The sequence below is a fragment of the Streptomyces sp. NPDC005811 genome (genome assembly GCF_040630405.1).
Classification (GTDB): Bacteria; Actinomycetota; Actinomycetes; order Streptomycetales; family Streptomycetaceae; genus Streptomyces.
Genome location: NZ_JBEXXK010000024.1, coordinates 65,866 through 88,402 on the forward strand (window position 1 = coordinate 65,866; position 22,537 = coordinate 88,402).

27 protein-coding genes and 1 pseudogene are annotated in these 22,537 nt (G+C 72.1%); 18 read left to right on the forward strand and 10 right to left on the reverse strand.

The genetic code is table 11. The features are described 5' to 3' along the window. Positions 1–102 precede the first annotated feature (102 nt). Genes ABZ490_RS25440 through ABZ490_RS25450 form a run of 3 tightly spaced genes read left to right on the forward strand, consistent with a single transcriptional unit; the run spans position 103 to position 1,872 of the window. Positions 103–546, forward strand: coding sequence for an SHOCT domain-containing protein (locus tag ABZ490_RS25440; RefSeq protein ID WP_358994087.1), 444 nt, complete (start codon positions 103–105; stop codon positions 544–546). 40 nt (positions 547–586) lie between these two features. Continuing rightward, positions 587–1,000, forward strand: a complete 414-nt coding sequence (locus tag ABZ490_RS25445; RefSeq protein WP_358994090.1) for a hypothetical protein — start codon at positions 587–589, stop codon at positions 998–1,000. Between the two features lie 32 nt (positions 1,001–1,032). After that, positions 1,033–1,872 carry a class II glutamine amidotransferase gene (locus tag ABZ490_RS25450; protein WP_358994093.1) on the forward strand — a complete coding sequence of 280 codons (840 nt, stop codon included), beginning with the start codon at positions 1,033–1,035 and terminating at the stop codon, positions 1,870–1,872. Between the two features lie 39 nt (positions 1,873–1,911). Here ABZ490_RS25450 and ABZ490_RS25455 read toward each other — a convergent pair whose 3' ends face one another. Continuing rightward, positions 1,912–2,703, reverse strand: coding sequence for an SDR family oxidoreductase (locus tag ABZ490_RS25455; protein ID WP_358994096.1), 792 nt, complete (start codon positions 2,701–2,703; stop codon positions 1,912–1,914). A 95-nt stretch (positions 2,704–2,798) separates the two neighbouring features. On the opposite strand from ABZ490_RS25455, the gene ABZ490_RS25460 reads away from it, so the two are divergent. Next, positions 2,799–3,443 (forward strand): PadR family transcriptional regulator, encoded by a 645-nt coding sequence (locus tag ABZ490_RS25460; protein ID WP_358994099.1) that lies wholly within the window; start codon positions 2,799–2,801, stop codon positions 3,441–3,443. A gap of 107 nt (positions 3,444–3,550) precedes the next feature. On the opposite strand, the gene ABZ490_RS25465 is transcribed toward ABZ490_RS25460, so the two are convergent. Next, the gene (locus tag ABZ490_RS25465) at positions 3,551–3,979 is read right to left on the reverse strand and encodes an SRPBCC family protein (protein WP_358994102.1); all 429 of its coding nucleotides are present in this window, start codon (positions 3,977–3,979) and stop codon (positions 3,551–3,553) included. A 236-nt stretch (positions 3,980–4,215) separates the two neighbouring features. Here ABZ490_RS25465 and ABZ490_RS25470 point away from each other — a divergent pair, with 236 nt between their 5' ends. Both ABZ490_RS25470 and ABZ490_RS25475 read left to right on the forward strand, forming a co-directional pair. Continuing rightward, entirely contained in the window at positions 4,216–4,761 is a 546-nt protein-coding gene (locus tag ABZ490_RS25470) for a Clp protease N-terminal domain-containing protein (protein WP_358994105.1), read from the forward strand. Between the two features lie 64 nt (positions 4,762–4,825). Beyond that, the gene (locus ABZ490_RS25475; RefSeq protein ID WP_358994368.1) at positions 4,826–5,830 is read left to right on the forward strand and encodes a DMT family transporter; all 1,005 of its coding nucleotides are present in this window, start codon (positions 4,826–4,828) and stop codon (positions 5,828–5,830) included. Between the two features lie 37 nt (positions 5,831–5,867). Here ABZ490_RS25475 and ABZ490_RS25480 read toward each other — a convergent pair whose 3' ends face one another. Next, a complete protein-coding gene (locus ABZ490_RS25480) occupies positions 5,868–6,551 on the reverse strand; it encodes a pyridoxamine 5'-phosphate oxidase family protein (protein ID WP_358994108.1) in 684 nt (227 codons plus the stop codon). A gap of 36 nt (positions 6,552–6,587) precedes the next feature. Here ABZ490_RS25480 and ABZ490_RS25485 point away from each other — a divergent pair, with 36 nt between their 5' ends. Further along, positions 6,588–7,919 carry an aminotransferase class I/II-fold pyridoxal phosphate-dependent enzyme gene (locus ABZ490_RS25485; protein ID WP_358994111.1) on the forward strand — a complete coding sequence of 444 codons (1,332 nt, stop codon included), beginning with the start codon at positions 6,588–6,590 and terminating at the stop codon, positions 7,917–7,919. Positions 7,920–7,995: 76 nt separating this feature from the next. On the opposite strand, the gene ABZ490_RS25490 is transcribed toward ABZ490_RS25485, so the two are convergent. After that, positions 7,996–8,922: a DMT family transporter gene (locus tag ABZ490_RS25490; protein WP_358994114.1), complete on the reverse strand. Its 927-nt coding sequence runs from the start codon at positions 8,920–8,922 to the stop codon at positions 7,996–7,998. Between the two features lie 74 nt (positions 8,923–8,996). Between ABZ490_RS25490 and ABZ490_RS25495 the strand changes: the two genes are divergently transcribed. After that, positions 8,997–9,899, forward strand: a complete 903-nt coding sequence (locus ABZ490_RS25495) for a LysR family transcriptional regulator (protein WP_358994117.1) — start codon at positions 8,997–8,999, stop codon at positions 9,897–9,899. Between the two features lie 40 nt (positions 9,900–9,939). On the opposite strand, the gene ABZ490_RS25500 is transcribed toward ABZ490_RS25495, so the two are convergent. Then, entirely contained in the window at positions 9,940–10,407 is a 468-nt protein-coding gene (locus ABZ490_RS25500) for a pyridoxamine 5'-phosphate oxidase family protein (protein WP_358994120.1), read from the reverse strand. A 110-nt stretch (positions 10,408–10,517) separates the two neighbouring features. Between ABZ490_RS25500 and ABZ490_RS25505 the strand changes: the two genes are divergently transcribed. Next, positions 10,518–11,165, forward strand: a complete 648-nt coding sequence (locus ABZ490_RS25505; RefSeq protein ID WP_358994123.1) for a cysteine hydrolase — start codon at positions 10,518–10,520, stop codon at positions 11,163–11,165. Here the strand turns inward: ABZ490_RS25505 and ABZ490_RS25510 are convergent. Continuing rightward, positions 11,152–11,652: a Rieske (2Fe-2S) protein gene (locus ABZ490_RS25510; RefSeq protein ID WP_055635521.1), complete on the reverse strand. Its 501-nt coding sequence runs from the start codon at positions 11,650–11,652 to the stop codon at positions 11,152–11,154. The genes ABZ490_RS25505 and ABZ490_RS25510 overlap by 14 nt on opposite strands. 191 nt (positions 11,653–11,843) lie before the next feature. Between ABZ490_RS25510 and ABZ490_RS25515 the strand changes: the two genes are divergently transcribed. The 7 genes from ABZ490_RS25515 (at position 11,844) to ABZ490_RS25545 (ending at position 17,878) form a co-directional block, all read left to right on the forward strand. Further along, positions 11,844–12,608, forward strand: a complete 765-nt coding sequence (locus ABZ490_RS25515; protein WP_358994126.1) for a HipA family kinase — start codon at positions 11,844–11,846, stop codon at positions 12,606–12,608. Continuing rightward, the gene (locus ABZ490_RS25520) at positions 12,605–13,054 is read left to right on the forward strand and encodes a DUF3037 domain-containing protein (RefSeq protein WP_358994130.1); all 450 of its coding nucleotides are present in this window, start codon (positions 12,605–12,607) and stop codon (positions 13,052–13,054) included. Before ABZ490_RS25515 ends, ABZ490_RS25520 begins: the two co-directional genes overlap by 4 nt. A 125-nt stretch (positions 13,055–13,179) precedes the next feature. Then, positions 13,180–13,941 carry a 3-oxoacyl-ACP reductase FabG gene (fabG, locus tag ABZ490_RS25525; protein WP_358994133.1) on the forward strand — a complete coding sequence of 254 codons (762 nt, stop codon included), beginning with the start codon at positions 13,180–13,182 and terminating at the stop codon, positions 13,939–13,941. A gap of 12 nt (positions 13,942–13,953) precedes the next feature. Next, on the forward strand, positions 13,954–14,709 hold the full coding sequence (locus tag ABZ490_RS25530; RefSeq protein WP_358994136.1) for an SDR family oxidoreductase: 756 nt from the start codon (positions 13,954–13,956) through the stop codon (positions 14,707–14,709). A gap of 199 nt (positions 14,710–14,908) precedes the next feature. Further along, positions 14,909–16,492: an ABC transporter substrate-binding protein gene (locus ABZ490_RS25535; protein ID WP_358994139.1), complete on the forward strand. Its 1,584-nt coding sequence runs from the start codon at positions 14,909–14,911 to the stop codon at positions 16,490–16,492. A 90-nt stretch (positions 16,493–16,582) separates the two neighbouring features. Beyond that, positions 16,583–17,269, forward strand: coding sequence for a uracil-DNA glycosylase (ung, locus tag ABZ490_RS25540; protein WP_358994142.1), 687 nt, complete (start codon positions 16,583–16,585; stop codon positions 17,267–17,269). Positions 17,270–17,413: 144 nt separating this feature from the next. Next, a complete protein-coding gene (locus tag ABZ490_RS25545; RefSeq protein WP_358994144.1) occupies positions 17,414–17,878 on the forward strand; it encodes a hypothetical protein in 465 nt (154 codons plus the stop codon). Between the two features lie 27 nt (positions 17,879–17,905). Here the strand turns inward: ABZ490_RS25545 and ABZ490_RS25550 are convergent, their stop codons facing one another. Further along, the gene (locus ABZ490_RS25550) at positions 17,906–18,397 is read right to left on the reverse strand and encodes a hypothetical protein (protein WP_358994147.1); all 492 of its coding nucleotides are present in this window, start codon (positions 18,395–18,397) and stop codon (positions 17,906–17,908) included. A gap of 112 nt (positions 18,398–18,509) precedes the next feature. Then, a complete protein-coding gene (locus ABZ490_RS25555; RefSeq protein WP_358994150.1) occupies positions 18,510–19,022 on the reverse strand; it encodes a DinB family protein in 513 nt (170 codons plus the stop codon). Positions 19,023–19,156: 134 nt separating this feature from the next. Between ABZ490_RS25555 and ABZ490_RS25560 the strand changes: the two are divergent. Together ABZ490_RS25560 and ABZ490_RS25565 are read left to right on the forward strand one after the other, a co-directional pair. After that, positions 19,157–19,468: pseudogene (locus ABZ490_RS25560) on the forward strand (monooxygenase); the annotation flags it as partial. Between the two features lie 11 nt (positions 19,469–19,479). Further along, a complete protein-coding gene (locus ABZ490_RS25565; protein ID WP_358994153.1) occupies positions 19,480–20,391 on the forward strand; it encodes a Gfo/Idh/MocA family oxidoreductase in 912 nt (303 codons plus the stop codon). Here the strand turns inward: ABZ490_RS25565 and lnt are convergent. Both lnt and ABZ490_RS25575 read right to left on the reverse strand, forming a co-directional pair. Beyond that, positions 20,309–21,931, reverse strand: a complete 1,623-nt coding sequence (gene lnt / locus ABZ490_RS25570; RefSeq protein ID WP_358994156.1) for an apolipoprotein N-acyltransferase — start codon at positions 21,929–21,931, stop codon at positions 20,309–20,311. The genes ABZ490_RS25565 and lnt overlap by 83 nt on opposite strands. Positions 21,932–22,013: 82 nt before the next feature. Further along, positions 22,014–22,481, reverse strand: coding sequence for a nuclear transport factor 2 family protein (locus ABZ490_RS25575; RefSeq protein WP_358994159.1), 468 nt, complete (start codon positions 22,479–22,481; stop codon positions 22,014–22,016). Positions 22,482–22,537: the final 56 nt, after the last annotated feature.

Below are 22,537 nucleotides of genomic sequence, written 5' to 3' on the forward strand. Positions count from 1 at the left end.
GCGCACGCTGAAGACGCAGTCAACGGCCGACGGGCCCAGGCCCGGAAACCGACGGGCACCTGCCCGGGACGATCGGGCGCACGCCCGGAACGGAGGACCGAGATGACCGGGGACACGTACCTCGCCTACGACTATCCGCTGCTCAGCGCCTTCTGGACCATGCTGATCTTCTTCCTGTGGATCATGTGGTTCGTGCTGCTGTTCCGCGTGATCGTGGATATCTTCCGCGACGACGACCTCAGCGGCTGGGCCAAGGCCGGCTGGCTGGTGTTCTGCATCTGCCTGCCCTTCCTGGGCGTGTTCGTCTACGTCGTGGCACGCGGGAAGAACATGGGCCGCCGGGAGAAGGCGCAGGCGAGGGAACAGCAGCAGCAGTTCGACGACTACATCCGGGAGACCGCCAAGGGCACCGGCGGCCCGACCAGCAGTGTCGACGAACTCGCCAGGCTGTCCGAGATCAAGGCCCGCGGGGACATCACGGACGAGGAGTTCGACCGGGCCAAGCAGCTGGTCCTGAGCGGACACGGCTCCGCGAGCCGGCACTGAGCCGCCGGACGACAGCGAAGACACCGAATCGAGGCAGGGCATGACGACCAATCCGACGCGCGCGCACGAGACCGGGCGGCACTGGGCCGAGGGTCTGACGGCGTTCGCCGCGGTCACGCTCATGATCGCCGGGGTGCTGGACATCTTCCGCGGGATCATGGGGATCGCCGAGGACGACATCTTCGTCACGACGCGCAGCTACGTCTTCCGCTTCGACGTCACCGGCTGGGGCTGGGTCCATCTGATCCTCGGGGCGGTCGCGGTGATCGTCAGCCTGGGTCTGTTCCAGACGGCCCTGTGGGCCCGCGTGGGCGGTGTGGCCATCGCGAGCCTCATCATCATCGCCAACTTCCTCTCCCTGCCGTACTACCCGGTCTGGTCGGTGGTGATGATCGCGTTCTCCGCGTTCGTCATCTGGGCGCTGTGCGTCGTACGACCCGACCGGTACGCCTGACCCCCTGGAGCGCGCACAGGAAGGCTGACGACATGTGCCGATGGCTGGCCTACTCGGGGACCCCCATCCTTCTCGACACGATCCTGTACAAGCCGCAGCACTCGCTGATCGACCAGAGCCTGCACTCCCGGCTGGGCGTGGAGACGACCAACGGCGACGGCTTCGGCATCGGCTGGTACGCGCCCGAGTCGGACGACCAGGTCCCGGCGGTCTTCCGGGACGTCGGACCGGCGTGGAGCAACCGCAATCTGCGGGAGATCGCCCGTCATGTCCGCTCGCCGCTGTTCTTCGCCCACATCCGGGCGACGACCGGCACGGCGGTGCAGCAGACCAACTGCCACCCCTTCCGGCACGGCCGCTGGCTGTGGATGCACAACGGGGCGATCAACGACTTCCACCGGATACGCCGTGACCTCGCCCTCGCCGTCGACCCGGAGCTGTTCCTCGACATGGAGGGCTCGACGGACTCCGAGATGATGTTCTACCTGGCCCTCACCTTCGGGCTGGAGAAGGACCCGCCGGCCGCCGTCGAGCGGATGGCGGGGTTCGTGGAGCAGGTCGGGCACGACCACGACGTGGAGTTCCCGCTCCAGATGACGGTGTCCGTCGCCGACGGCGAGCGGCTGTGGGGCTTCCGCTACTCCAGCCAGGGCCAGTCCCGCTCGCTCTTCTACAGCACCGCGGTGGAGACCCTGCGCCAGCTCCACCCCGACCTCGCCTTTCTGCGCGGGGTCTCCGACGAGACCCGGCTCGTCGTCTCCGAGCCCCTGGGCGACCTCCCGGGCGCCTGGAACGAGGTGCCCGAGAGCAGCTACGGCATCGTCGAACCGGGCAACGACCAGCTGCACCAGTTCACCCCCCAGGCGGCCTAGCCTCCCGTCCGCCGGCCGGGCGGTCGCGGGGCGGGCGGTTCAGTGGACGGAGAACCCGCCGTCGACGAAGAGCGACTGCCCCGTGACATAGGCGGAGGCGCGGGAGGCCAGGAACACCGCCGCCCCGGCGAAGTCCTCGGCCAGCCCGTTGCGGCCGACCATGGTGCGCGCGGCCAGTGCGGCCACGCGCTCCGGGTCGGCCGACAGCCGTGTGTTGAGCGGGGTCATGACGAAGCCGGGCACCAGGGTGTTGCAGGTGACGCCGTGCGGCGACCAGGCCTCCGCCTGGGAACGGGCCAGCGATTCCAGCGCCCCCTTGGAGACCCCGTACGCGCCGCTCTGGACGAAAGCCCGGTGCGCCTGCTGTGACGTGAGGTGGATGATCCGCCCGAAGCCCCGCTCGGCCATGCCGGGGCCGAACCGCAGGCCCAGCAGATGGGGCGCCTCCAGGTTCACGGCCATCGTCGTGTCCCACACGTCCTCGCCCAGCTCGCTCATCGGCGGCCGCAGGTTGACGCCCGCGCTGTTGACGAGGATGTCCGGCTCGCCGAACACGGCGGCCGCCGCCTCCGCCGCCGCGCGCACCCCGTCGCGGGTGCTCAGATCCCCGCTGACCCAGGCCGCCCGGCCGCCCGCCGCGGTCAGCTCCTCGACGGTGTCGACCAGTTCCGGCTCCCGGCGGGCCACGACCACCACCCGCGCCCCGGCCCCGGCGAGCGCGCCGGCGATGGCCCGTCCGATGCCGGAACTGCCGCCCGTCACCACGGCGACCAGGCCGTCCAGCGAGAACAGGTCGGAGAGGTAGGCGTGCGGGCCGCGCGGTGACGTCATGTCGGCACCCTATCGGCGGAGCCTTGCCAAGCGAACTGTTCCGATATATCGTTGACGCATCGCGACAGATCAACGATGGAATGGAGTGATGGGCGATGCGTACCCACGGATTCGAGCGTGGACATGGTGAGGACGGCCCCTGGAGCGGCCGCGGTGGACGGGGCGGCCGGCGTGCGGCCTTCGGGCCCTTCGGTCCGGGTGGCCCCGGCTTCGGCCCCGGCGGTCCCGGGTTCGGCCCGGGCGGACCGGGCTTCGGTCCCGGCCCCTGGGGTGGACGAGGGCGCGGCGGACCCAGGGGAAGGGCGCGGCGCGGTGACGTACGGGCCTCGATCCTGGCCCTGCTCAAGGACCGTCCGATGCACGGCTACGAGATGATCCAGGAGATCGCCGAGCGCAGCGGCGGGGCGTGGAAGCCCAGCCCCGGCTCGGTGTACCCGACCCTCCAGCTCCTCGAGGACGAGGGCCTGATCAGCAGTGAGAGCGAAGGCGGCAAGAAGCTGTTCTCGCTCACCGAGGAGGGCCGCACGGCGGCCGAGGAGGGCCCGGAAGCCCCCTGGGAGGAGGCCACGCGTGGCGTCGACTGGGAGGCGCTCGGCGAGATCCGCCAGGCCGGGTTCGGTCTGATGGAGGCCTTCGGGCAGGTCTGGAAGACCGGCAGCAAGGACCAGCGCGACAAGGCGCTCACGGTCATCAACGAGGCCCGCAAGAAGCTGTACCTGATCCTCGCCGACGAGGACTGACGGCACTCGTACGGCGCCGCGGCGGTCGTACGACGAGGAAGGCGCCCCGGGGAGCGATCCGCGGGGCGCCTTCGGCGTGCCGTACGGCGGCCGTGGCCGTGGCCGGGTCAGGCCACCAGACCGCCCAGTTTGCGCAGCGACTCGTTCAGGGCGGCCGTGCCCGAGTCCTTCAGCTTGCCCGCCATCAGCGACACGGCCGCGCCCGTGAACTCGCCGTCGATACGGACCGTCGTGCCGTCCCCGTCCGGGGTGAGGGTGTAGCGGGTGGCCACGGACACCGCCATCGGGCCCTTGCCGCGGATCACCAGCACCCGCGCCGGTTCCAGCTCCGCGACCGTCCACTCGACCTCGGCCGGGAAGCCCATCAGCTTCATGTTCTCCTGGAAGGTCGCGCCCACCTCCAGGGTCTCGGGGCCGCCCCGGGGGAAGTTGGTGTGCGTCGCGTTCCACTCCCCGTACGCCGGCCAGTCGGTGAGCTGGGCCCACACCTTCTCGGCCGGTGCCTGGATGCGTGCCTCCGCGCTGACTTCGGCCATGAGACCACCCTCCTCGTATAGGGCAACTGGGCGCTGCGGTGTCGCGGAACGTAACCCCAGGACCTCGAACATTCAATACTGATGAACCGTCAAGGCGGCGCGCGCCCCCGACGGGTGTGTGGCCTGATCTCATCCGTAAGGAGGAGATTCCGTCCACCGGTGTCCGCTCTGCGTGGGACGCGCAGATGCTTCCCTCCGGGGATGACGCGACGGGGCGGGGCTGATGAGGTGGGGAGGTGCAACCCCGTATTCCCCGGCAGTCGACAGGTGACCAGGCGACGCACGGGACGGACGACGACCTGAGACTCGACGACGGGTCCGCCGCGGTGCTCGCCGCCGCCCGCCGCCGCGCGGTGCGCGACGGCGACCGCCAGATCGACACCGCCCATCTGCTGCACTCCCTCCTCGAACACGACCCCCAGGTCCGCGCCGCCTTCGGCGACGGGCCCCAGCTCGCCCGGCTGCTCGGCTACCTCGTCCAGCGCAGCATCGGCTACGGCCTGCGCTGGCAGAGCGGTGTCGAGGACTCCGGGGCGCTGCCCGTCGTCCCGGCGGTGGAGGGGTTCTCGCCGCTCGCCGCCGCCGCGCTGGAGCGGGCGGGCGCGCGCGGCGTCCGGCCGGGCGGCGTCCGGGCCCCCGGACTCGACCTCCTCACCGCGCTCGTCGCGGACCCGCAGGCGCGGGCCGTCGAGGTCCTCACCCACGCCGGGGTGGACCTGCACGACCTGCGCACCCGCGTCGAGGAGAGCCTGACGGCACGGGAACCGGAGGAGCTGCGCTGACCGCCGTCCAGTACCCGAGACAGGTGTCATCGGGGATGACGGTGCTGTCATGGCCTGTCATCATGTGCCGGTGCGCACCTCTGGAAGCAGTCAGGGCAGCCGCGGCAAGGGCATCGGGCTCGGGCTGGCGGTCGGGTCGGCGATCGCCTTCGGCGGATCGGGGGTCGCGGCCAAGCCGCTGATCGAGGCGGGGCTCGACCCGCTGCACGTGGTCTGGCTGAGGGTGACCGGCGCCGCCCTGGTCATGCTGCCGCTCGCCGTGCGCCACCGCGCGCTGCTGCGCCGCCGCCCCGCGCTCCTCGCCGGGTTCGGCCTGCTCGCGGTGGCCGGCGTCCAGGCCTTCTACTTCGCCTCGATCTCCCGGATGCCCGTCGCGGTCTCCCTGCTCCTGGAGTACCTCGCGCCCGCCCTGGTGCTGGGCTGGGTGCGGTTCGTGCAGCGGCGGCCGGTGACCCGCGCCGCCGCGCTCGGGGTGGTCCTCGCCGTCGGCGGGCTCACCTGTGTCGTCGAGGTGTGGTCGGGGCTCCGCTTCGACGCCCTCGGGCTGCTGCTCGCGCTGGCCGCCGCCTGCTGCCAGGTCGGCTACTTCGTGCTGGCCGACCAGGGCGGCGACGCCGGCGACGACGCCCCCGATCCGCTCGGTGTGATCGCCTACGGTCTGCTCATCGGCGCGCTGGTGCTCACCGTCGTGGCCCGCCCGTGGCACCTGGACTTCTCCGTGCTCACGGGCTCCGCCGACCTGAACGGCACCCCGGTCCCGGCCTGGCTGCTGCTCGGCTGGATCGTGCTGATCGCCACGGTCGTCGCGTACGTCACCGGGGTGCTCTCCGTGCGCCGGCTCTCCCCTCAGGTCGCGGGGGTCGTGGCCTGCATGGAGGCGGTCGTCGCGACCGTGCTGGCCTGGGTCCTGCTGGGCGAGCACCTCTCGGCGCCGCAGCTCGCGGGCGGCGCGCTGGTGCTGCTCGGCGCGTACATCGCCCAGTCGTCCGCGCCCGCCAAGGGCTCCCCGCAGCCGGTCGCCGGCGGTGAACCCGAGCGGGATCCGTCCGCCCACGAGGCCACGGCCTGACGCGGGCGGGGGAGGGCGTCCGGGCCGCGTCAGCGCGTCACAGGGCCGCCAGGTAGTCCGGGAACGGCGTGCCCGGAGCCAGATCGGCCTCCGGGAGCGGGGCGCCGAACCCCTTGCTCAGCGGGAGCACCCCGGCCCAGTGCGGCAGCGCCAGGTCCTCGGGCTCGTCGTTGACCCCGCCGGTGCGGGTCTTGGCGGAGACCTCGTTCAGGTCGAGGCGGATCACCGCGGTCGCCGCCAGTTCCTTCTTGTTCGCCGGGCGGGAGTCGGCGGCGCGGCCCGGCACGACATGGTCGACCAGGGCGTCGAGGGCCGCGCGCTTCTCCTCCGGGTCGGTGACGTCGTACGCCAGGCCGTGCACCACCACCGAGCGGTAGTTGATCGAGTGGTGGAAGGCCGAGCGGGCCAGCACCAGACCGTCCACGTGCGTCACCGTCAGGCACACCGGCAGCCCCGGGTCGGCCTGGCCCGTCATCCGCAGCGGACGCGAACCCGTCGAGCCGTGCACGTACAGGATCTCGCCGACCCGTCCGTACAGCGTCGGCAGCACGACGGGCGCGCCGTCGCGGACGAAGCCGAGGTGGCAGACGTACCCCTCGTCGAGTATCGCGTGCACCAGCTCCTTGTCGTAGGAGGCCTTCTGCGCGGCACGCGTGGGGACCGTGCGGTCGGTCGCGGGATACGCGGCGGGCTGCGGTGTCGGCTGGGGCGTCCCCTGCATTGGCGTTCTCCATTGCACTAGTGCATAATCTACTTTGTGCTAGGAGAGTATCCGATCGAAGGTCGGCGCGCAGCGGACATTTCCGCGAGCATCGAGCGCGCGGTGGGCGAGGGCGCCCTGGAACCGGGGCAACTGCTGCCGCCGATGCGGGAGTTGGCGGTCACGCTCGGCGTGAACCCGAACACGGTCGCGGCCGCGTACCGCACCCTGCGTGAGCGCGGGGTCATCGAGACGCACGGGCGCCGGGGGAGCCGGGTGCGTCCCAAGCCCGCCACCACCGGCCGGGAGAAGGTGCGCCTCGACGTGCCGGAGGGGGTCCGCGATCTGGCGGACGGCAACCCCGATCCGGCCCTGCTGCCCCCGCTCGCCCCCGCCTTCGCGGCGGCCGCCGCACGCGCCGACCGCGAGCCGGTCCTGTACGGCGCCGATCCCGTGGACCCCGGCCTGGCCCGCGCGGCCCGCGCCGCGCTCGACGCCGACGGCGTGCCCGCCGGACCGCTCGCCGTGGCCTCCGGCTCCCTGGACGCCGTCGAACGCGTCCTCGCCGCCCACCTCAAGCCGGGCGACGGCGTCGCGGTGGAGGACCCCGGCTGGGGACGCACCCTCGACCTCGTCCCGGCGCTCGGGCTGCGCACGGTCCCGGTCGGCGTCGACGACGAGGGCCCGCTCCCGGACGGTCTGCGGGCGGCCCTGGAGGGCGGGGCGCGTGCCGTGCTGATCACCGACCGCGCCCAGAACCCCACCGGCGCCTCCGTGACCGAGGCACGCGCGCGGGCGCTGCGCACGGTCCTCGCCGACCATCCCGAGGTCCTGCTGATCGAGGACGACCACGGACACGGCATCGTCGACCTGCCCCTGCATCCCCTCGCCGGCGGCACCCGGCACTGGGCCTTCGTCCGCTCGGTCGCCAAGGCCTACGGCCCCGACCTGCGGCTCGCCGTGCTGACCGGCGACGAGGTCACCGTGGACCGGGTCCGGGGGCGGCAGCGGCTGGGCCCCGGGTGGGTGAGCCTGCTCGTCCAGCGGGCCGTGGAACGGCTGTGGGCCGACGGAGCGGTGGACGGCCACGCGGTGGCCGCGGCCTATCGGGGGCGGCGGGAGGCGCTGATCGCCGCGCTGGCCGAGAGGGGGGTCGCCGCGCACGGGCGCAGTGGGATGAACGTGTGGGTGCCCGTACCCGACGAGACCGGGGTGGTGGCGAGGCTGCTGCACGCGGGGTGGGCGGTGTCGCCGGGGGCGCGCTTCCGGCTGAGCGCCGGGCCGGGCATCCGGATCACCGTGTCGACGCTGCGGGGTGAGGAGGCGGAACCGCTGGCGGACGCGGTGGCCTCGGCGATGGGCCCGGCCCCGGCGCGGAGTTACGTGTAGACACCGGCGGGTTGTCCCGCTTCAGGGGCGCGGGGAACTGCGCGACCAGCCACGACGGACCCGCCCCGACCGCGGCCTACGACTTGGCCCTCGCCTGCGTGAGCGCCGCCCCCGCCAGCACGATCACCGCCCCCACCGGCGTCGACCAGCTCAGGGTCTCGCCCAGGAGGGCGACCCCCGCCCCCGTCGCGATCACCGGGATGAAGTACGTGACGATCTGCGCGGTCGTCGGGCCCACCTCGGCGACCAGGCCGTACTGGATCAGCAGGGCCAGACCCGTGCCGAGGGTGCCCAGCGCGGCTATGGCCAGGAGCGGCAGCAGGGCGAAGTGGTCCGGGACGCCGGCGAACAGCGGGGTGACGACCGCCAGTTGGAGGCTCGCCACGCCCAGTTGGGCGCCCGTCATCGACAGGGCCGAGGCCCCCGTGCCGGCCAGGGTGCGGCGGACGTGGATCCAGCCGATCGGGTAGCTCAGCGAGGCGAGCAGGGCCATCGCCGTGCCGCGGGCGTCCAGGCCGTGGAAGCCCTGCCAGGCGCCCAGGACCGTCAGGACCCCGAGGAAGCCCAGACCGAGGCCCGCCACCCGGACCCGGGTGGGCCGGTCCTCGGACAGGGCGACCAGGGAGAGGGCCATGCCCCACAGGGGCGAGGTGGCGTTGCAGATCCCGGCCAGGGTGGACGGGATCGTCAGCTCGGAGTAGGCGAAGAGCGAGAACGGCAGGGCGTTGAGCAGGAACGCGGCCACCGTCAGATGCGCCCAGGTACGGGCCCCGCGCGGGAGCCGTTCCCGCCGCACCGCCATCGCGACCGCCAGCACCGCCGTCCCGAACACCAGCCGGCCCAGGGTGACCTGGAACGGCGCGTAGCCCCGGGTGCCCACCTTGATGAGCAGGAAGCTGAAGCCCCAGATCAGCGAGAGCACGCCGAACCGCAGACGCCAGTCGAGCGTGCGGCGGACACGGGGGGTCGCGGGGGCGGAGGCGCGGGTGGCGGCGGTGGTCATGGCCGTAACGATGCGGCACAGTATCTCGTAGCACAATCGAGAATTCGCACCCGATACCTCGTAGCATTGCTTACATGTTGAACCTGGAGCGCCTGCGGACCCTCGACGCCCTCGCCCGGCACGGCTCGGTCAGTGCCGCCGCGGCGGGCCTGCACATCACGACCTCGGCCGTCTCGCAGCAGCTGGCCAAGCTGGAGCGGGAGGTCGGGCAGCGGCTGCTGGCCAAGCACGGCCGGGGGGTGCGGCTGACCGACGCCGGGCGGCTGCTGGCCGAGCACGCGGCGCGGATCCTGTCCCAGGTGGAGCTGGCGCAGTCCGATCTGGAGGCCCGGCGCGGGCAGGTCGCGGGGGAGCTGCGGATCTCCGCGTTCCCGACCGCCGCGCGCGGACTGTTCCCCGTCGCCCTCGCCGAGCTGCGCAAGGCGCACCCGGGGCTGCGGCTGCGCTCCTGCGAGCTGGAGCCGGAGAACGGTGTCGCGGGTGTCGTCCGCGGCGACCTCGATCTCGCGGTCGTCCTCGACTGGTACAACAAGCCGATGCCCGTGCCGGAGGGGCTGGTCAAGGCGCCCGTCCTGGACGACCCTGCCGATGTCGCCATGCCGGCCGGGCATCCGCTCGCGGGCCGGGACGAGGTGGATCTCGGGGAGTTCGCCGGGGACGAGTGGATCACCTGGGGCGAGGGCGAGTTCTGTCACGAGTGGCTGATGTTCACCCTGCGCTCGCGGGGCGTCGAACCGATCGTCGGCCACCGGGCCGCCGAGACCCACACCCAACTCGGGCTGGTCGCCGCCGGGCTGGGCGTCTGCATCGTGCCGCTGCTCGGACGCGACCCGGTGCCCGAAGGGGTCGTCATGGTCCCGCTCAAGCAGCGGGTGCGCCGCCATGTGTACGTGGTCTGGCGGGCGGACGCGGACCGCCGTCCGTCGATCCGGGCGGCGGTCGAGGCCCTCAAGTCGGCAGGAGCCGCCTTGAGTTGAGCGGAGGGTGCGGTCCGTCGCCCGGCTGTCCGTCGCCCGGCTATCCGTCGCCCAGCTTGCGGAAGTCCCAGGAGACGACCTTCTCCGGCCGCAGGCGCACCCACGCGTGCCGCCCGTCGTGCGGCATCGCGTCCAGGCCGAAGTTCTTGCGCGCGAACAGCGTCTCCACGGCGTCGAGTTCGGCGCACAGCTCACCCGTGCGCGGAGCCTCGCCCACGAACTCCACGGCGCCGGACAGCTCGACGCCCCGCAGCGAGTCGTACTCCTCGCCCGTGTCGACCACGATCGCGACCCGTGGATCACGGCACAGCTGCGTCCAGCGCTTGCTGCGCACGACTGAGTACAGCCACAGCGCGCTGCCGTCCCACAGGAACCACAGCGCGCTCACGTGCGGGGCGCCGTCGGCGGACACGGTGGCCACCCGGCAGGTGCGCTGGGTGGTGAGGAACGCGTCCAGCTCCCCCGGCGACATCATGATCTTCCGGCCCCGGCGCTGAGTGACGGTCATCCGGCCCCCTCATCCTTCTTCTCTTGTCACTGCTTCCCGTGTACTGCTTACCAGTACGACTTTTCTGACACTGTGTCAGAAAAGCAAGTATCCCGACACCAGGGGGAGCCGTGCCGTCGTCCGAAGAGCTCCGGGACCTCCTCGACCCCGATTCCACCGTGCTGCTCACGGTGGAATGTCAGCGGGGCGTCGTCGGCCCTGGTGCCGCGCTGCCCCAACTGGCCGCCGCCGCACGGGAGTCGGGTGTCCTCGCCCGGGTGGCCCGACTGGTCGGCGCCGCGCACGAGAACGGCGTCCAGGTCGTCCACGCCATCGCCGAGCGCCGCCCCGACGGCCTGGGCGCCAACCGCAACGCCCGCCTCTTCCGCGCCGCCGAGCGCCTGCCCGTCCAGCAGCTCGCCGGGACGGACGCGACCCGTGTCGCGCCCCCGATCGAGGTCGCCGGGCAGGATCTCGTCGTACGGCGGCTGCACGGGCTGTCGCCCCTCCAGGGCACCGACCTCGACGCCCTGCTGCGCAACCTCGGCTGCCGCACCCTGGTCGTGACCGGGGTCTCGGCCAACGTGGCGATCCCGAACACCGTCTTCGACGCGGTCAACCGGGGCTACACCGCCGTCGTGCCCTCGGACGCCATCGCGGGGGTGCCTGCCGACTACACCCCCGCGATGATCCGCCACACCCTCGCGCTGGTCGCCACGGTCGCGACCACGGACGAGGTGCTGACGGCCCTCCGACGGCCGGACGTCAGGCCAGCGTGATCGAGTCGCCGCTCACCGTGATCTTCACCTCGGGCAGCGCCTGGGTCGCCGGACCGCTCTTCACGCTGCCGTCCTCGATCGAGAAGTTGCTGTTGTGGCAGGGGCAGTTGATGACCCCGTCCGCGATGGTCTTCACCGCACAGCCCTGGTGGGTGCACACGGCCGAGAAGGCCTTGTACGTACCCGCCGCCGGCTGGGTGACGACCACCTTCTGCGAGTCGAAGATCTTGCCGCCGCCCTCGGGGATGTCGGCGGTCGCGGCCAGCGCCGCGCCGGCCGCGCTGTCGCCGCCGCCCGTGCCACCGGTGCTCGCGGCCTCACTGGCCCCCGTCGAGCCCGTCGTCCCGCCGGTCGAGGCCGACGAGGAGGAGTCGTCGTCGGACCCTCCGCACGCCGTCAGCGCGACGGAGAGCCCCGCGGCTCCGGCGGCCGCCATGACCGTACGGCGGGCGGGTTTCGACGCGGAGTTGATCGATGCGCTGGTCATGCTGAGGATTTCCTTCCAGGGGGGTGCGTGGATCTGCCGAGAGGTACGGGCGGTGGGCGCCGCTTGTTCAGAACCCCCGCCAAGTCCGGACAGTGTCGAGATATTGACCTTTTCGAGATCAGACCCGCGTAAGCCAGAGCTGTCACGGAGCTGTCGACCGCCTCCTCACCAGGCCCCAGTAACCTGGGGCGATGCTCAAGGAAGTCACCGCCACCCGCTACATCACGGCACTGCGTGAGGGCGGCTCGCTGCCGGGACTCGTCGAGGCCGACGACCTCGGAACGTACGTCATCAAGTTCACCGGCGCCGGACAGGGCCGCAAGACCCTCGTCGCGGAGGTCGTCTGCGGCGAACTCGCCCGCCGGCTCGGCCTGCGGATGCCCCGGCTCGTGACCGTCGCCCTCGACCCCGTCCTCGGCCTCGGCGAACCCGACCCGCAGGTGCAGGAGCTGCTCAGGTCCAGCGGCGGCACCAACCTCGGCATGGACTTCCTCTCCGGCGCCCTCGGCTACGACCCCCTCGCCTTCCCGGTGAGCCCCGCGGAGGCCGGCGCGATCATCTGGTTCGACGCGCTGGTCAACAACGTCGACCGCTCCTGGCGCAACCCCAACCTGCTGCTCCGGCAGGGCGACCTGTGGCTCATCGACCACGGCGCCACCCTGATCTGGCACCACAACTGGCCCACGGTCGAGACCTCCGCGGCCCGCCCCTACGACGCCTCCGACCACGCCCTGGCCTCCTTCGCCCCGGACATCTCCGGCGCGGCCGAGCGGCTCGCCCCGCTGGTCACCGCCGAGCTGCTCGCCGAGGTCACCGCCGAGATCCCCGACGTCTGGCTCGCGGACGAACCGGGCTTCGACACCCCGGACGACCTCAGACGGGCCTACGCCCGGCCGCTGCTCGCCCGGGCGGCCGTCATCGCCGACCGCATCACCGGCATCGAGGAGAACAAGTGAGCGAGCGCCACATCCACATGGCCGGCCATGTGGCCGAGCGTCACATCACCCGGTCCGGCCAGGGCGGCGACCGGGACGTCTTCGAGTACGCCCTGCTGCGGGTCGTACCGAGGGTGGAGCGCGGCGAGTGCATCAACGCGGGCGTGCTGGTCTACTGCCGAGCCCGGGCCTACGTCGGCGCCCGCACCCATCTGGACGAGGCGCGGCTGCTCGCCCTGGACCCGGGCGCCGACGTGGCCGGGATCAGGGCCGCGCTGGCGGCCGTCGAGGGCGTGTGCGGCGGCGGCGCGGCCGCCGGGCAGGCGGCGGGCGACGACCCCGGGCGGCGGTTCCGCTGGCTGGTCGCGCCGCGCTCGGCGATGGTGCAGCCGGGGCCGGTGCACACCGGACTCACCACCGATCCGGCGGCCGAGACGGAGCGGTTGCTGGGCCTCCTGGTGAGGTAATGGATCACACCGGCGCCGTGTGGCGTTGACACCGGGTGCCAGGGCTTCTAGCGTCACGTCCGACGAAGGTACTAAGCGGTCGCTCACCGCGCGACAGGTTCTCTCAAGGGCGAGGAGACACAGGAATGTCCACCACTGAACAGCGGGTCGCCGTAGTCACGGGCGCGGCGCGCGGCATCGGAGCCGCCACCGCCGTACGGCTGGCCGCCGAGGGCCGCGCGGTCGCCGTGATCGACCTCGACGAGGCCGCCTGCAAGGACACCGTGGAGAAGATCACCGCGGCCGGCGGCAGGGCCGTCGCGATCGGCGCCGACGTCTCCGACGAGGCCCAGGTCGAGGCGGCGATCGCCCGGGTCGTCGCGGAGCTGGGCGCCCCGACGATCCTCGTCAACAACGCGGGCGTGCTCCGCGACAACCTGCTGTTCAAGATGAGCGTCTCCGACTGGGACACCGTCCTGAACGTGCATCTGCGCGGCTCGTTCCTGATGTCCAAGGCGATCCAGAAGCACATGGTCGACGCGGGCTTCGGCCGGATCGTCAACCTGTCCTCCTCCTCGGCGCTCGGCAACCGCGGCCAGGCCAACTACTCGGCCGCCAAGGCCGGTCTCCAGGGCTTCACCAAGACCCTCGCCATCGAGCTCGGCAAGTTCGGCATCACCGCCAACGCCGTCGCCCCCGGCTTCATCGCCACCGACATGACCGCGGCCACCGCGGCCCGGGTCGGCATGGGCTTCGAGGAGTTCAAGGCCGCCGCCGCCACCCAGATCCCCGTGGCCCGTGTCGGTGAGCCCGACGACATCGCCAACGCGATCGCCTTCTTCACGAACGAGGCCGCCGGCTTCGTCTCCGGCCAGGTGCTGTACGTCGCCGGCGGACCGCTCGACTAGGGATCAGGAACCATGACCGTGGAACTCTCCGGCAAGGTCGCGCTCGTCACGGGCGCCAGCCGCGGCATCGGCTACGGCGTCGCCGAGGCGCTCGTCGCCCGCGGCGACCGCGTCTGCATCACCGGCCGCAACGAGGACGCGCTGAAGGAGGCCGTCGAGCAGCTCGGCGCCGACCGGGTCATCGGCGTGGCCGGCAAGGCGCACGACCTCGACCACCAGACGGCCGCCGTCGAGGCGACGATGGAGGCCTTCGGCCGCGTCGACTACCTCGTCAACAACGCGGGCACCAACCCGGTGTTCGGGCCGATCGCCGACCTCGACCTCGAGGTGGCGCGCAAGGTCTTCGAGACCAACGTGGTCTCCGCCCTCGGCTTCGCCCAGAAGACCTGGCACGCCTGGCAGAAGGACAACGGCGGCGCGATCGTCAACATCGCCTCCCTCGCGGGCCTGTCGGCCTCGCCCTTCATCGGCGCGTACGGCATCAGCAAGGCCGCGATGATCAACCTGACCCAGCAGCTGGCGCACGAGTTCGCGCCCCGCGTACGGGTCAACGCGATCGCTCCGGCCGTCGTCAAGACCAAGTTCGCCCAGGCCCTGTACGAGGGCCGGGAGGCCGAGGCGGCCGCCGGCTACCCGCTGGGCCGGCTCGGTGTGCCGTCCGACATCGGCGGCACCGCCGCGTTCCTCACCTCCGCGCAGTCGGACTGGATCACCGGTCAGACGCTCGTCGTCGACGGCGGCATCCTGCTCAACGCCGGTGTGGCCTGAGTCTCATCGCACACCGCCGCGGGCCCCGGTTCCTTGACGGAACCGGGGCCCGTGTCCATTCCCGGACCCGCCCAGGGGCATGACAACGTCGTCACGATTTCTCCCTGATCAATAACGCTTTCCCCTCACCCATTGAGCCTTTCCATGCCTGCGGTATGGTCTGGCCACTCTTGGCATGGCTTTTACGAGGAGCGTGTGCGTGTTCTACCGGAATCGATCGTTGCAGCATGTGGCGGTGATCGCGTCCATATCCCTGGTGAGCGGATGCGGTCTTCTGGGAGACGAGAGCTCCGATGACGCCGGACCGATCGTCGTGGGCACCACCAGCGCTCCCAGCACGCTGGACCCCGCGGCGGCCTGGGACGGTTCCTGGGAGTTGTTCCGCAACATCTACCAGACCCTGCTGTCCTACCCGGTGGGCGCGACGACCCCCCAGCCCGACGCCGCCAAGAGCTGTGCGTTCACCGACGGCAACAGCCGCACCTACCGCTGCGAACTGCGCGACGGGCTGAAGTTCTCCAACGGCGACACGCTCGACGCCAAGGCCGTCAAGTACTCGATCGACCGCATCAAGGCGATCAACGCCGAGACCGGCCCCGCCGGACTCCTCGGCAGCCTGGACAGCGTCGAGGCGAGCGGCGACAAGGAGGTGACCTTCCACCTCAACCAGTCCGACGCCACCTTCCCGTTCGTGCTCGCCACCCCGGGCATGTCGATCGTCGACCCCGACGACTACCCCGCGAAGGCGCTGCACAAGGGCGACGGGATCGTCGGCTCCGGACCGTACCGGCTGCAGTCGTACACCGAGGGCAAGCAGGCGGAACTGGTCCGCAGCGACAACTACCAGGGCTTCGCCGACCGCAAGAACAACGCGGTGACCATCCGCTACTTCCAGGACTCCGGCAAGATGGTCCAGGCACTGCGTGCCGGGGACATCGACCTCACCTACCAGGGTCTGGCCGCCGACGACATCGTCGACCTCGAGACCAAGGGCGGCGCCAACGAGGGCCTCCAGCTCATCGAGGGCGCCGGCAGCAACATCAACTACCTGGTGTTCAACCCCAAGGACCCCAACGCCAACAAGCTCGCCGTGCGCCGGGCCGTCGCCCAGCTCGTCGACCGTGAGGCGATCGCCCACAAGGTCTACCAGGACACCGTCGACCCGCTGTACTCCATGGTCCCGTCGGGTCTGACCGGCCACACCACCGGCTTCTTCGACGACTTCGGCCGGCCCGACGCCGACAAGGCCGCCAAGATCCTCAGCGAGGCCGGCATCTCCTCGCCCGTGGAGCTCACCCTCTGGTACACCTCCGACCGCTACGGCTCGGACACCGCGCTGGAGTTCAAGGAGCTCAAGCGCCAGCTGGAGACCTCCAAGCTGTTCAAGATCACGCTCAAGAGCCGCCCCTGGAACGACTACGTGCAGGGCTACCAGAAGGGCGAGTACCCGGTCTTCGGCCGTGGCTGGGCCCCCGACTTCCCCGACCCCGACAACTTCATCGCCCCGTTCGTCGGCGACCAGAACGCGCTCGGCACGCCGTACCCGGTGAAGCAGATCACCCAGGTGCTGCTGCCGCGCTCCCGCGAGGAGAGCGACCGCGCCAACGTGGTCAAGGAGTTCGAGGACGCCCAGCAGATCCTGGTGAACGACGCCCGGCTGCTGCCGCTGTGGCAGGGCAAGCAGTACCTCGCCGGGAACGAGGACATCTCCGGTGCCGAGCGCTCCCTCGACCCGTCGACGATCATGATGATGTGGACGCTCTCCCGCAAGACCAGCTGGTAGCGGGCCGAAAGCACGGTCCGTGGGCCCGTTGTCAGTGGTCGGCTGTAGGTTCTGTGGTGAGTAAGTGACCGCACAACGGAGGACGTTGACGTGACCGACATCGCCATGCTGCCCGAGTCCTGGCGCGGGGTCCTGGGCGACGAGCTGCAGCAGCCCTACTTCAAGGAGCTGACCGAGTTCGTCGAGGAGGAGCGAGCGAAGGGTCCCGTCTACCCTCCGCGCGAGGAGGTGTTCGCCGCGCTCGAGGCGACGCCGTACGACCAGGTGAAGGTCCTCGTCCTCGGCCAGGACCCGTACCACGGCGAGGGCCAGGGCCACGGCCTGTGCTTCTCCGTGCGGCCGGGCGTCAAGATCCCGCCCTCCCTGCGCAACATCTACAAGGAGATGCACGCGGAGCTGGGCACGCCCGTCCCGGACAACGGCTACCTGATGCCGTGGGCCCGGCAGGGCGTGCTGCTGCTCAACGCGGTCCTCACGGTCCGCTCCGGCGAGGCGAACTCGCACAAGGGCAAGGGCTGGGAGAAGTTCACGGACGCGGTGATCCGCGCCGTGGCCGACCGGCCCGACCCGGCGGTCTTCGTCCTGTGGGGCAACTACGCGCAGAAGAAGCTCCCGCTGATCGACGAGTCCCGGCACATCGTGGTCAAGGGGGCGCACCCCTCCCCGCTGTCGGCGAAGAAGTTCTTCGGCTCCCGCCCGTTCACGCAGATCGACGAGGCGATCGCGGCGCAGGGCCACACCCCGGTCGACTGGACGATCCCGAACCTGGCCGACTGAGCCCGTGCCGCCGGGCCGGTTCCTCCGGGGACCGGTCCGGTGCCGCCTGACCGGGATCGCCGCCCGCTGCCGTTAGCGTCGTGCCATGGGCGCGGTGCCGTCCCGGGGATGCGGTGTCGTCGCGACGACGCGAAGGAGGACGCGGTGGCGGAGCGACAGGAACGGACGGCGCCCGACGCCGTGCTGACGCGGATCGGGCAGGTCGTCATGCTGCACCACGGGGGCGACCGTGAGGAGGCCCGGCGCAGACTTCTCGATCTGTGGACCGAGCTGGGCGAGGAGGGCGATCCGCTGCACCGCTGCACCCTCGCGCACTATCTGGCCGACACCCAGGACGACCCGTTCGACGAACTCGCCTGGGACCTGCGGGCCCTGACCGCCGCCGAGGAGCACGAGGAGTCGCCCGCCGTACGGGCCCTGTACCCCTCGCTCCATCTGAACCTGGCGGCGGACTACGTCCGGCTCGGCCGCGCCGGTGCCGCCCGCACCCATGTGCGCAGGGCACGCGAGGCGGCCGGGGTCCTCGGGGACGACAGCTACGGCGACGGCGTGCGGGCGGCGATCAGCAGGATGGAACTCCGCCTGGGCGAGGGCGGCACGGAGGGCTAGGGCCCGTTGGGACCTTGCGGACACGGCCTAGCGGTGGCCGTACACCTGTCGGCAGGCCACCGCCTCCGGGCTGTCCCTGCGCCAGCCGCCGTACTTTCGGCCCAGGGCGCACACATCGGTGTTCCGGCGGATGTCCGTCCCGGCGTCCGGGACGTCGGGGTGCGGCGTCACCCGCCTGCGCGGGTCCGGATGCGCCGGCCCGGGGCGCGGGTGCGGGGGGTGGGCCCGGCGCGGCGGGGCGTGTCCCTCCGGGGCGGCGGCCGGGGCCGGCCGGTGCCGCTGCCGGAGTGTCGTGGCGGCCCGTTCCCGGGTGTCCGGCCCGACCATCTCCAGCGCCTCACGGGCCGGCGCCTGCACGACCTGGGGCTCGGCGTCCGCCCTCGGACGCGGCGCCGGTGCCGGGGACGGCGCGGCGGCCGGCGGTCCGGGCGCGGACGGGTGCTGGACGGTGACGCAACCGGAGAGGGCCGAGAGGGCCAACACCAGGAGCGCCGCGGTTGTCGTCGTCGTTCGATGCACCCGCGCAACTCTGCTGGTTCCGGCCGGGCGCACGACATCGGACGGGCACAGGTTGCCCCGCACGGGTGAACACCTCCCCCTCAGGGAGGGCAGGGGCCCGTCGGCGCTGACGTCACTCGCCGGTCGCCCCGTCGATGCGCTCGCGCAGCAGATCGGCGTGGCCGTTGTGACGGGCGTACTCCTCGATCATGTGCGTGTAGATCCAGCGCAGGTTGAACGGCTCCTTCGTGTTCCGGCTGACGCCCCGCGAGAGATCGTCCAGGCCGAAACCGGCCGCGCACCGCCGGGCCTCGGCGATCTCGGTCTGCCAGGTGGCGTGCGCCGCCTCCCAGGTGTCCTCCTCGGTGAGATGGAACTCGCCGTCGGGGTCGGCCTCGCTGTAGTGGAGCGGACCGAGGTCCTCGCCCACGAGCACCGTGCGGAACCAGCCGCGCTCCACGTCCGCCATGTGCCGGACCAGCCCCAGCAGCGACAGTTCGGAGGGTGGCACGGCGGCGGTGCGCAGCTGGGCGTCGGTGAGCCCCTCGCACTTCCACGCGAGCGTCTGGCGGTGGTACTCCAACCAGCCTTCCAGCATGGCGCGTTCGCCGGCGTTCTGGGCCGGCTCGGTGCGCTGAGTCGTCATCCCCGCATGATCGCTCACCGTGCCTCGCCACCACCAAGGGTTTTCGGCGACCCGGCGACCCGGCGACCCGGCGCCGCGGGCGCCTCAGCCGCCCGGCATCCCGCCGAGCAGCTCCCGCACGCCCGTGCGCACCACACCACCCGATCCCCGAGATCCTCGCCGCGCTCCGCCCCGAGGACATCCTGCGGCACCACGTGCACCACCTCGCCCGCCCCCTGCCCGCCCTCCACCACGGCCGGGTCGCCCTGCTCGGCGACGCCACCGACCTTCCCGCTCACACGGCGGCCCGGCCGCCCCGGACGACCGCCGTCGCCGTACGCGACACCCTGATCGCCGCGCTGTCGGCGGCGGCACCCGCGCGGTTCCTGCGCGGCTTCGACGGCATCGCCGACCGGCGGCCGCCGCAGCCCCCGTATGCTGCGGTGGAGGCACGCGGTTCGAGGTGAGGGAGCGCCCCGTGAAGGTCGGCTGCATCGGACTCGGTGACATCGCGCAGAAGGCGTACCTGCCGGTCCTCGGCGCGCTGCCCGGGATCGAGCTGCACCTGCAGACCCGTACCCCGGCCACGCTCGACCGGATCGCCGACGCCCACCGGCTGCCCGCCGACCGGCGCCACCGCGACCTCGACGCACTCCTCGGCACCGGTCTCGACGCGGCCTTCGTGCACGCGCCCACCGGCGCCCACCCCGAGATCGTCGCCCGGCTGCTGGAGGCGGGCGTCGCGACGTACGTCGACAAACCGCTCGCGTACCGGCTCGCCGACTCCGAGCGGCTCGTGGAACTCGCCGAGGAACGCGGCGTGTCCCTGGCCGTCGGCTTCAACCGCCGCTTCGCGCCCGGCTACGCCCAGTGCGCCGACCACCCGCGCGACCTGATCCTCCTCCAGAAGAACCGGGTCGGACTGCCCGAGGAACCCCGCACGATGATCCTCGACGACTTCATCCACGTCGTCGACACCCTGCGCTTCCTGGCCCCGGCCCCCGTCGACGACGTCACCGTGCGGGCCCGCGTCGAGGACGGGCTGCTGCACCACGTCGTCCTCCAGCTCTCCGGGTACGGCTTCACCGCGCTCGGCGTGATGAACCGGCTCAGCGGCTCCAACGAGGAGATCCTCGAGGTCTCCGGCCAGGACACCAAGCGCCAGGTCGTCAACCTCGCCGAGGTGATCGACCACAAGGGCCAGCCGACCGTGCGGCGGCGCGGCGACTGGGTGCCGGTGGCCCGTCAGCGCGGCATGGAGCAGGCGGTGCTGGCCTTCCTGGACGCGGTGCGGGCGGGCAAGGTGCTCAGCGCCCGGGACGCGCTGGCGACCCATGAACTGTGCGAGCGGGTGGTCCGAGCGGTGCGGGAACGCTCCGCCGCGGCCTGATCGCCCCGGCCCCCTCCGCCAGTCCCAGCCCGACCAGCACCAGCAGGGCCCCGTGGACCGGCCAGTCGCCGTAGCGGACGTACGGGGTGACGCCGTCGGCCAGCGGGACGTCGTACACGGCCGCGGTGCTCGCCTCCGTGCCCAGCCACGGGCCGAGGCGCCGCCCGCTCGCGTCGTACACCGCGGAGTCGCCGGTCAGCGTGGCGTGCACGAACGACCTGCCGGTCTCCGCGGCGCGCAGCGCGGCCAGGGAGGCGTGCTGCGCGGGCGCCCAGCTGTGCTGGAACGTGGAGGTCGAGGACTGCGCGACGAGGAGATCCGCGCCGTCCTCCGCGAGATGCCGGCTCATGTCGGGGAACGCGGTCTCGAAACAGATCATCGGCCCGATCCGCAGTCCCGGCCCGATGTTCATCAGCACCTGCTCGCTGCCGCGCCGCCGGTCCTCACCGGCCGCCTTGCCGACCGAGGTCGCCCAGCCGAACAGCGAACGCGCCGGTATGTACTCCCCGAACGGCACCAGCCGCATCTTGTCGTACCGGTCACCGGTCGGGCCGTGCGGGCCGACCAGGATCGCGCTCTTGTAGATACCGGGCCGGTCCGAGCGGCGCGCGTCGACATTGACGAGGATGTCCGCACCCGTGGACCGCGACAGCTCCGCTATGCGCGCCGCCAGCTCCGGATGCTCGCCGAGGTCGTACCCGACACTGCTCTCCCCCCAGACGATCAGATCGACGTCCTGCCCGATCAGCCGCCGGGTGAGCCGTTCCTCGACGTCGAACCGGCGCTGCACCCCGTCCACCACGCCCGGCTGGACGACGGCGATCCGGGCCCGTCCCTCGACCTCGGGGCGCGGCGCCCACACCCAGGCCGCCGAGGCGGTGGCCGCCGTCGCGACGAGCCCGGCGAGGGCCGGGGTCCGCGAGCCGGGCACGGAGACGATCACGGCCACGGCCACGTTCACCGCCACCACCAGGAAGCTCAGCAGCCACACCCCGCCCACCGAGGCGAGCCGCAGCGCGGGCTCCACCTGCCACTGACTGGAGCCGATCATTCCCCAGGGCCCGCCCAACCCCTGCCAGGACCTGACGAGTTCGACGACCAGCCAGGCGGACGGCAGCACGAGGAGCGCACCGGCGACCCGACCCCGGCCCGGCGTCCCGGATCCGTGCGGGGCGAGAAATCGCCGTACCAGCCAGCCCCAGGGCGCCCACAGGGCACCGAGCAGCGCGGCGATCACCAGCGTGAACACATTCAGGCTAGGCAGCAGCCAGTGATGCATCGCCAGCATGAAGCCGAACCCCCCGCACCAGCCGTCCCGGGCCGCACACCGCCCGGTCGGCGCGGAACGGGCGAGCAGCATCCAGGGGACGAGGGCGACGTACGCCCACCACCACAGCGCGGGCGCCGGAAAGGCGAGCACCGGCAGGGCACCCGCCCCGGCCGCGAGTGCCGAACGCCGCCAAGGTGAGGCGAGCAGACGGGAGAAGGCCGGTCGGGAGAGGGCCGGTCGGGAGGCGTGCCAGTGATCGGACGCGTTCATGCGGCACCTCCTACCCGGTGGTGCCTCCAGTGTGCGCCCCGGCGGACGATCTCCGACAGGGCGCTTTCGGGCACGCCCGGCGTCACGCCGTCGGCAGGCGCCGCCACTTCTCCTCGACGACCACCTCACGCAGCCGCCAGCCGTCGTGGGTGCGCAGCAGCCCGAACGCATAGCGTCCCCCACAGACGAAGTCGGGTGCCCCGCCACCGTCGTTCCCCTCGCGGGCCAGCCGCATCGGATTGACGTAGTCGGCGCCGACCCGGGCGGTGTCGCCCGCGTCCTGCTCCAGGACCCCGAACCGCACCCGCCGGTTGACGATCAGGTGCTGCCGCATCGAGAACAGGCGCAGATTCTCCGCGAGCCACGCCGCGACGCTGTCCACGTCCCCCTCGATCCCGCCCGCCGAACGGTAGTCCGCCCGTCCGTCCGGCGTGAACAGTTCCCGGTACGCCGCCCAGTCACCGTCGTCCACGGCCACCGCGTACTCGGTGACCAGTCCGTCTACGGCCAGCCGATCCATCACCGTGGCGAGCTCCACACGCTGCGTCATGGGCCGAGTGTTGGGCATGGGGGCCGCGGAGCCAAGGGGCGTGCGGCGAACGGCGG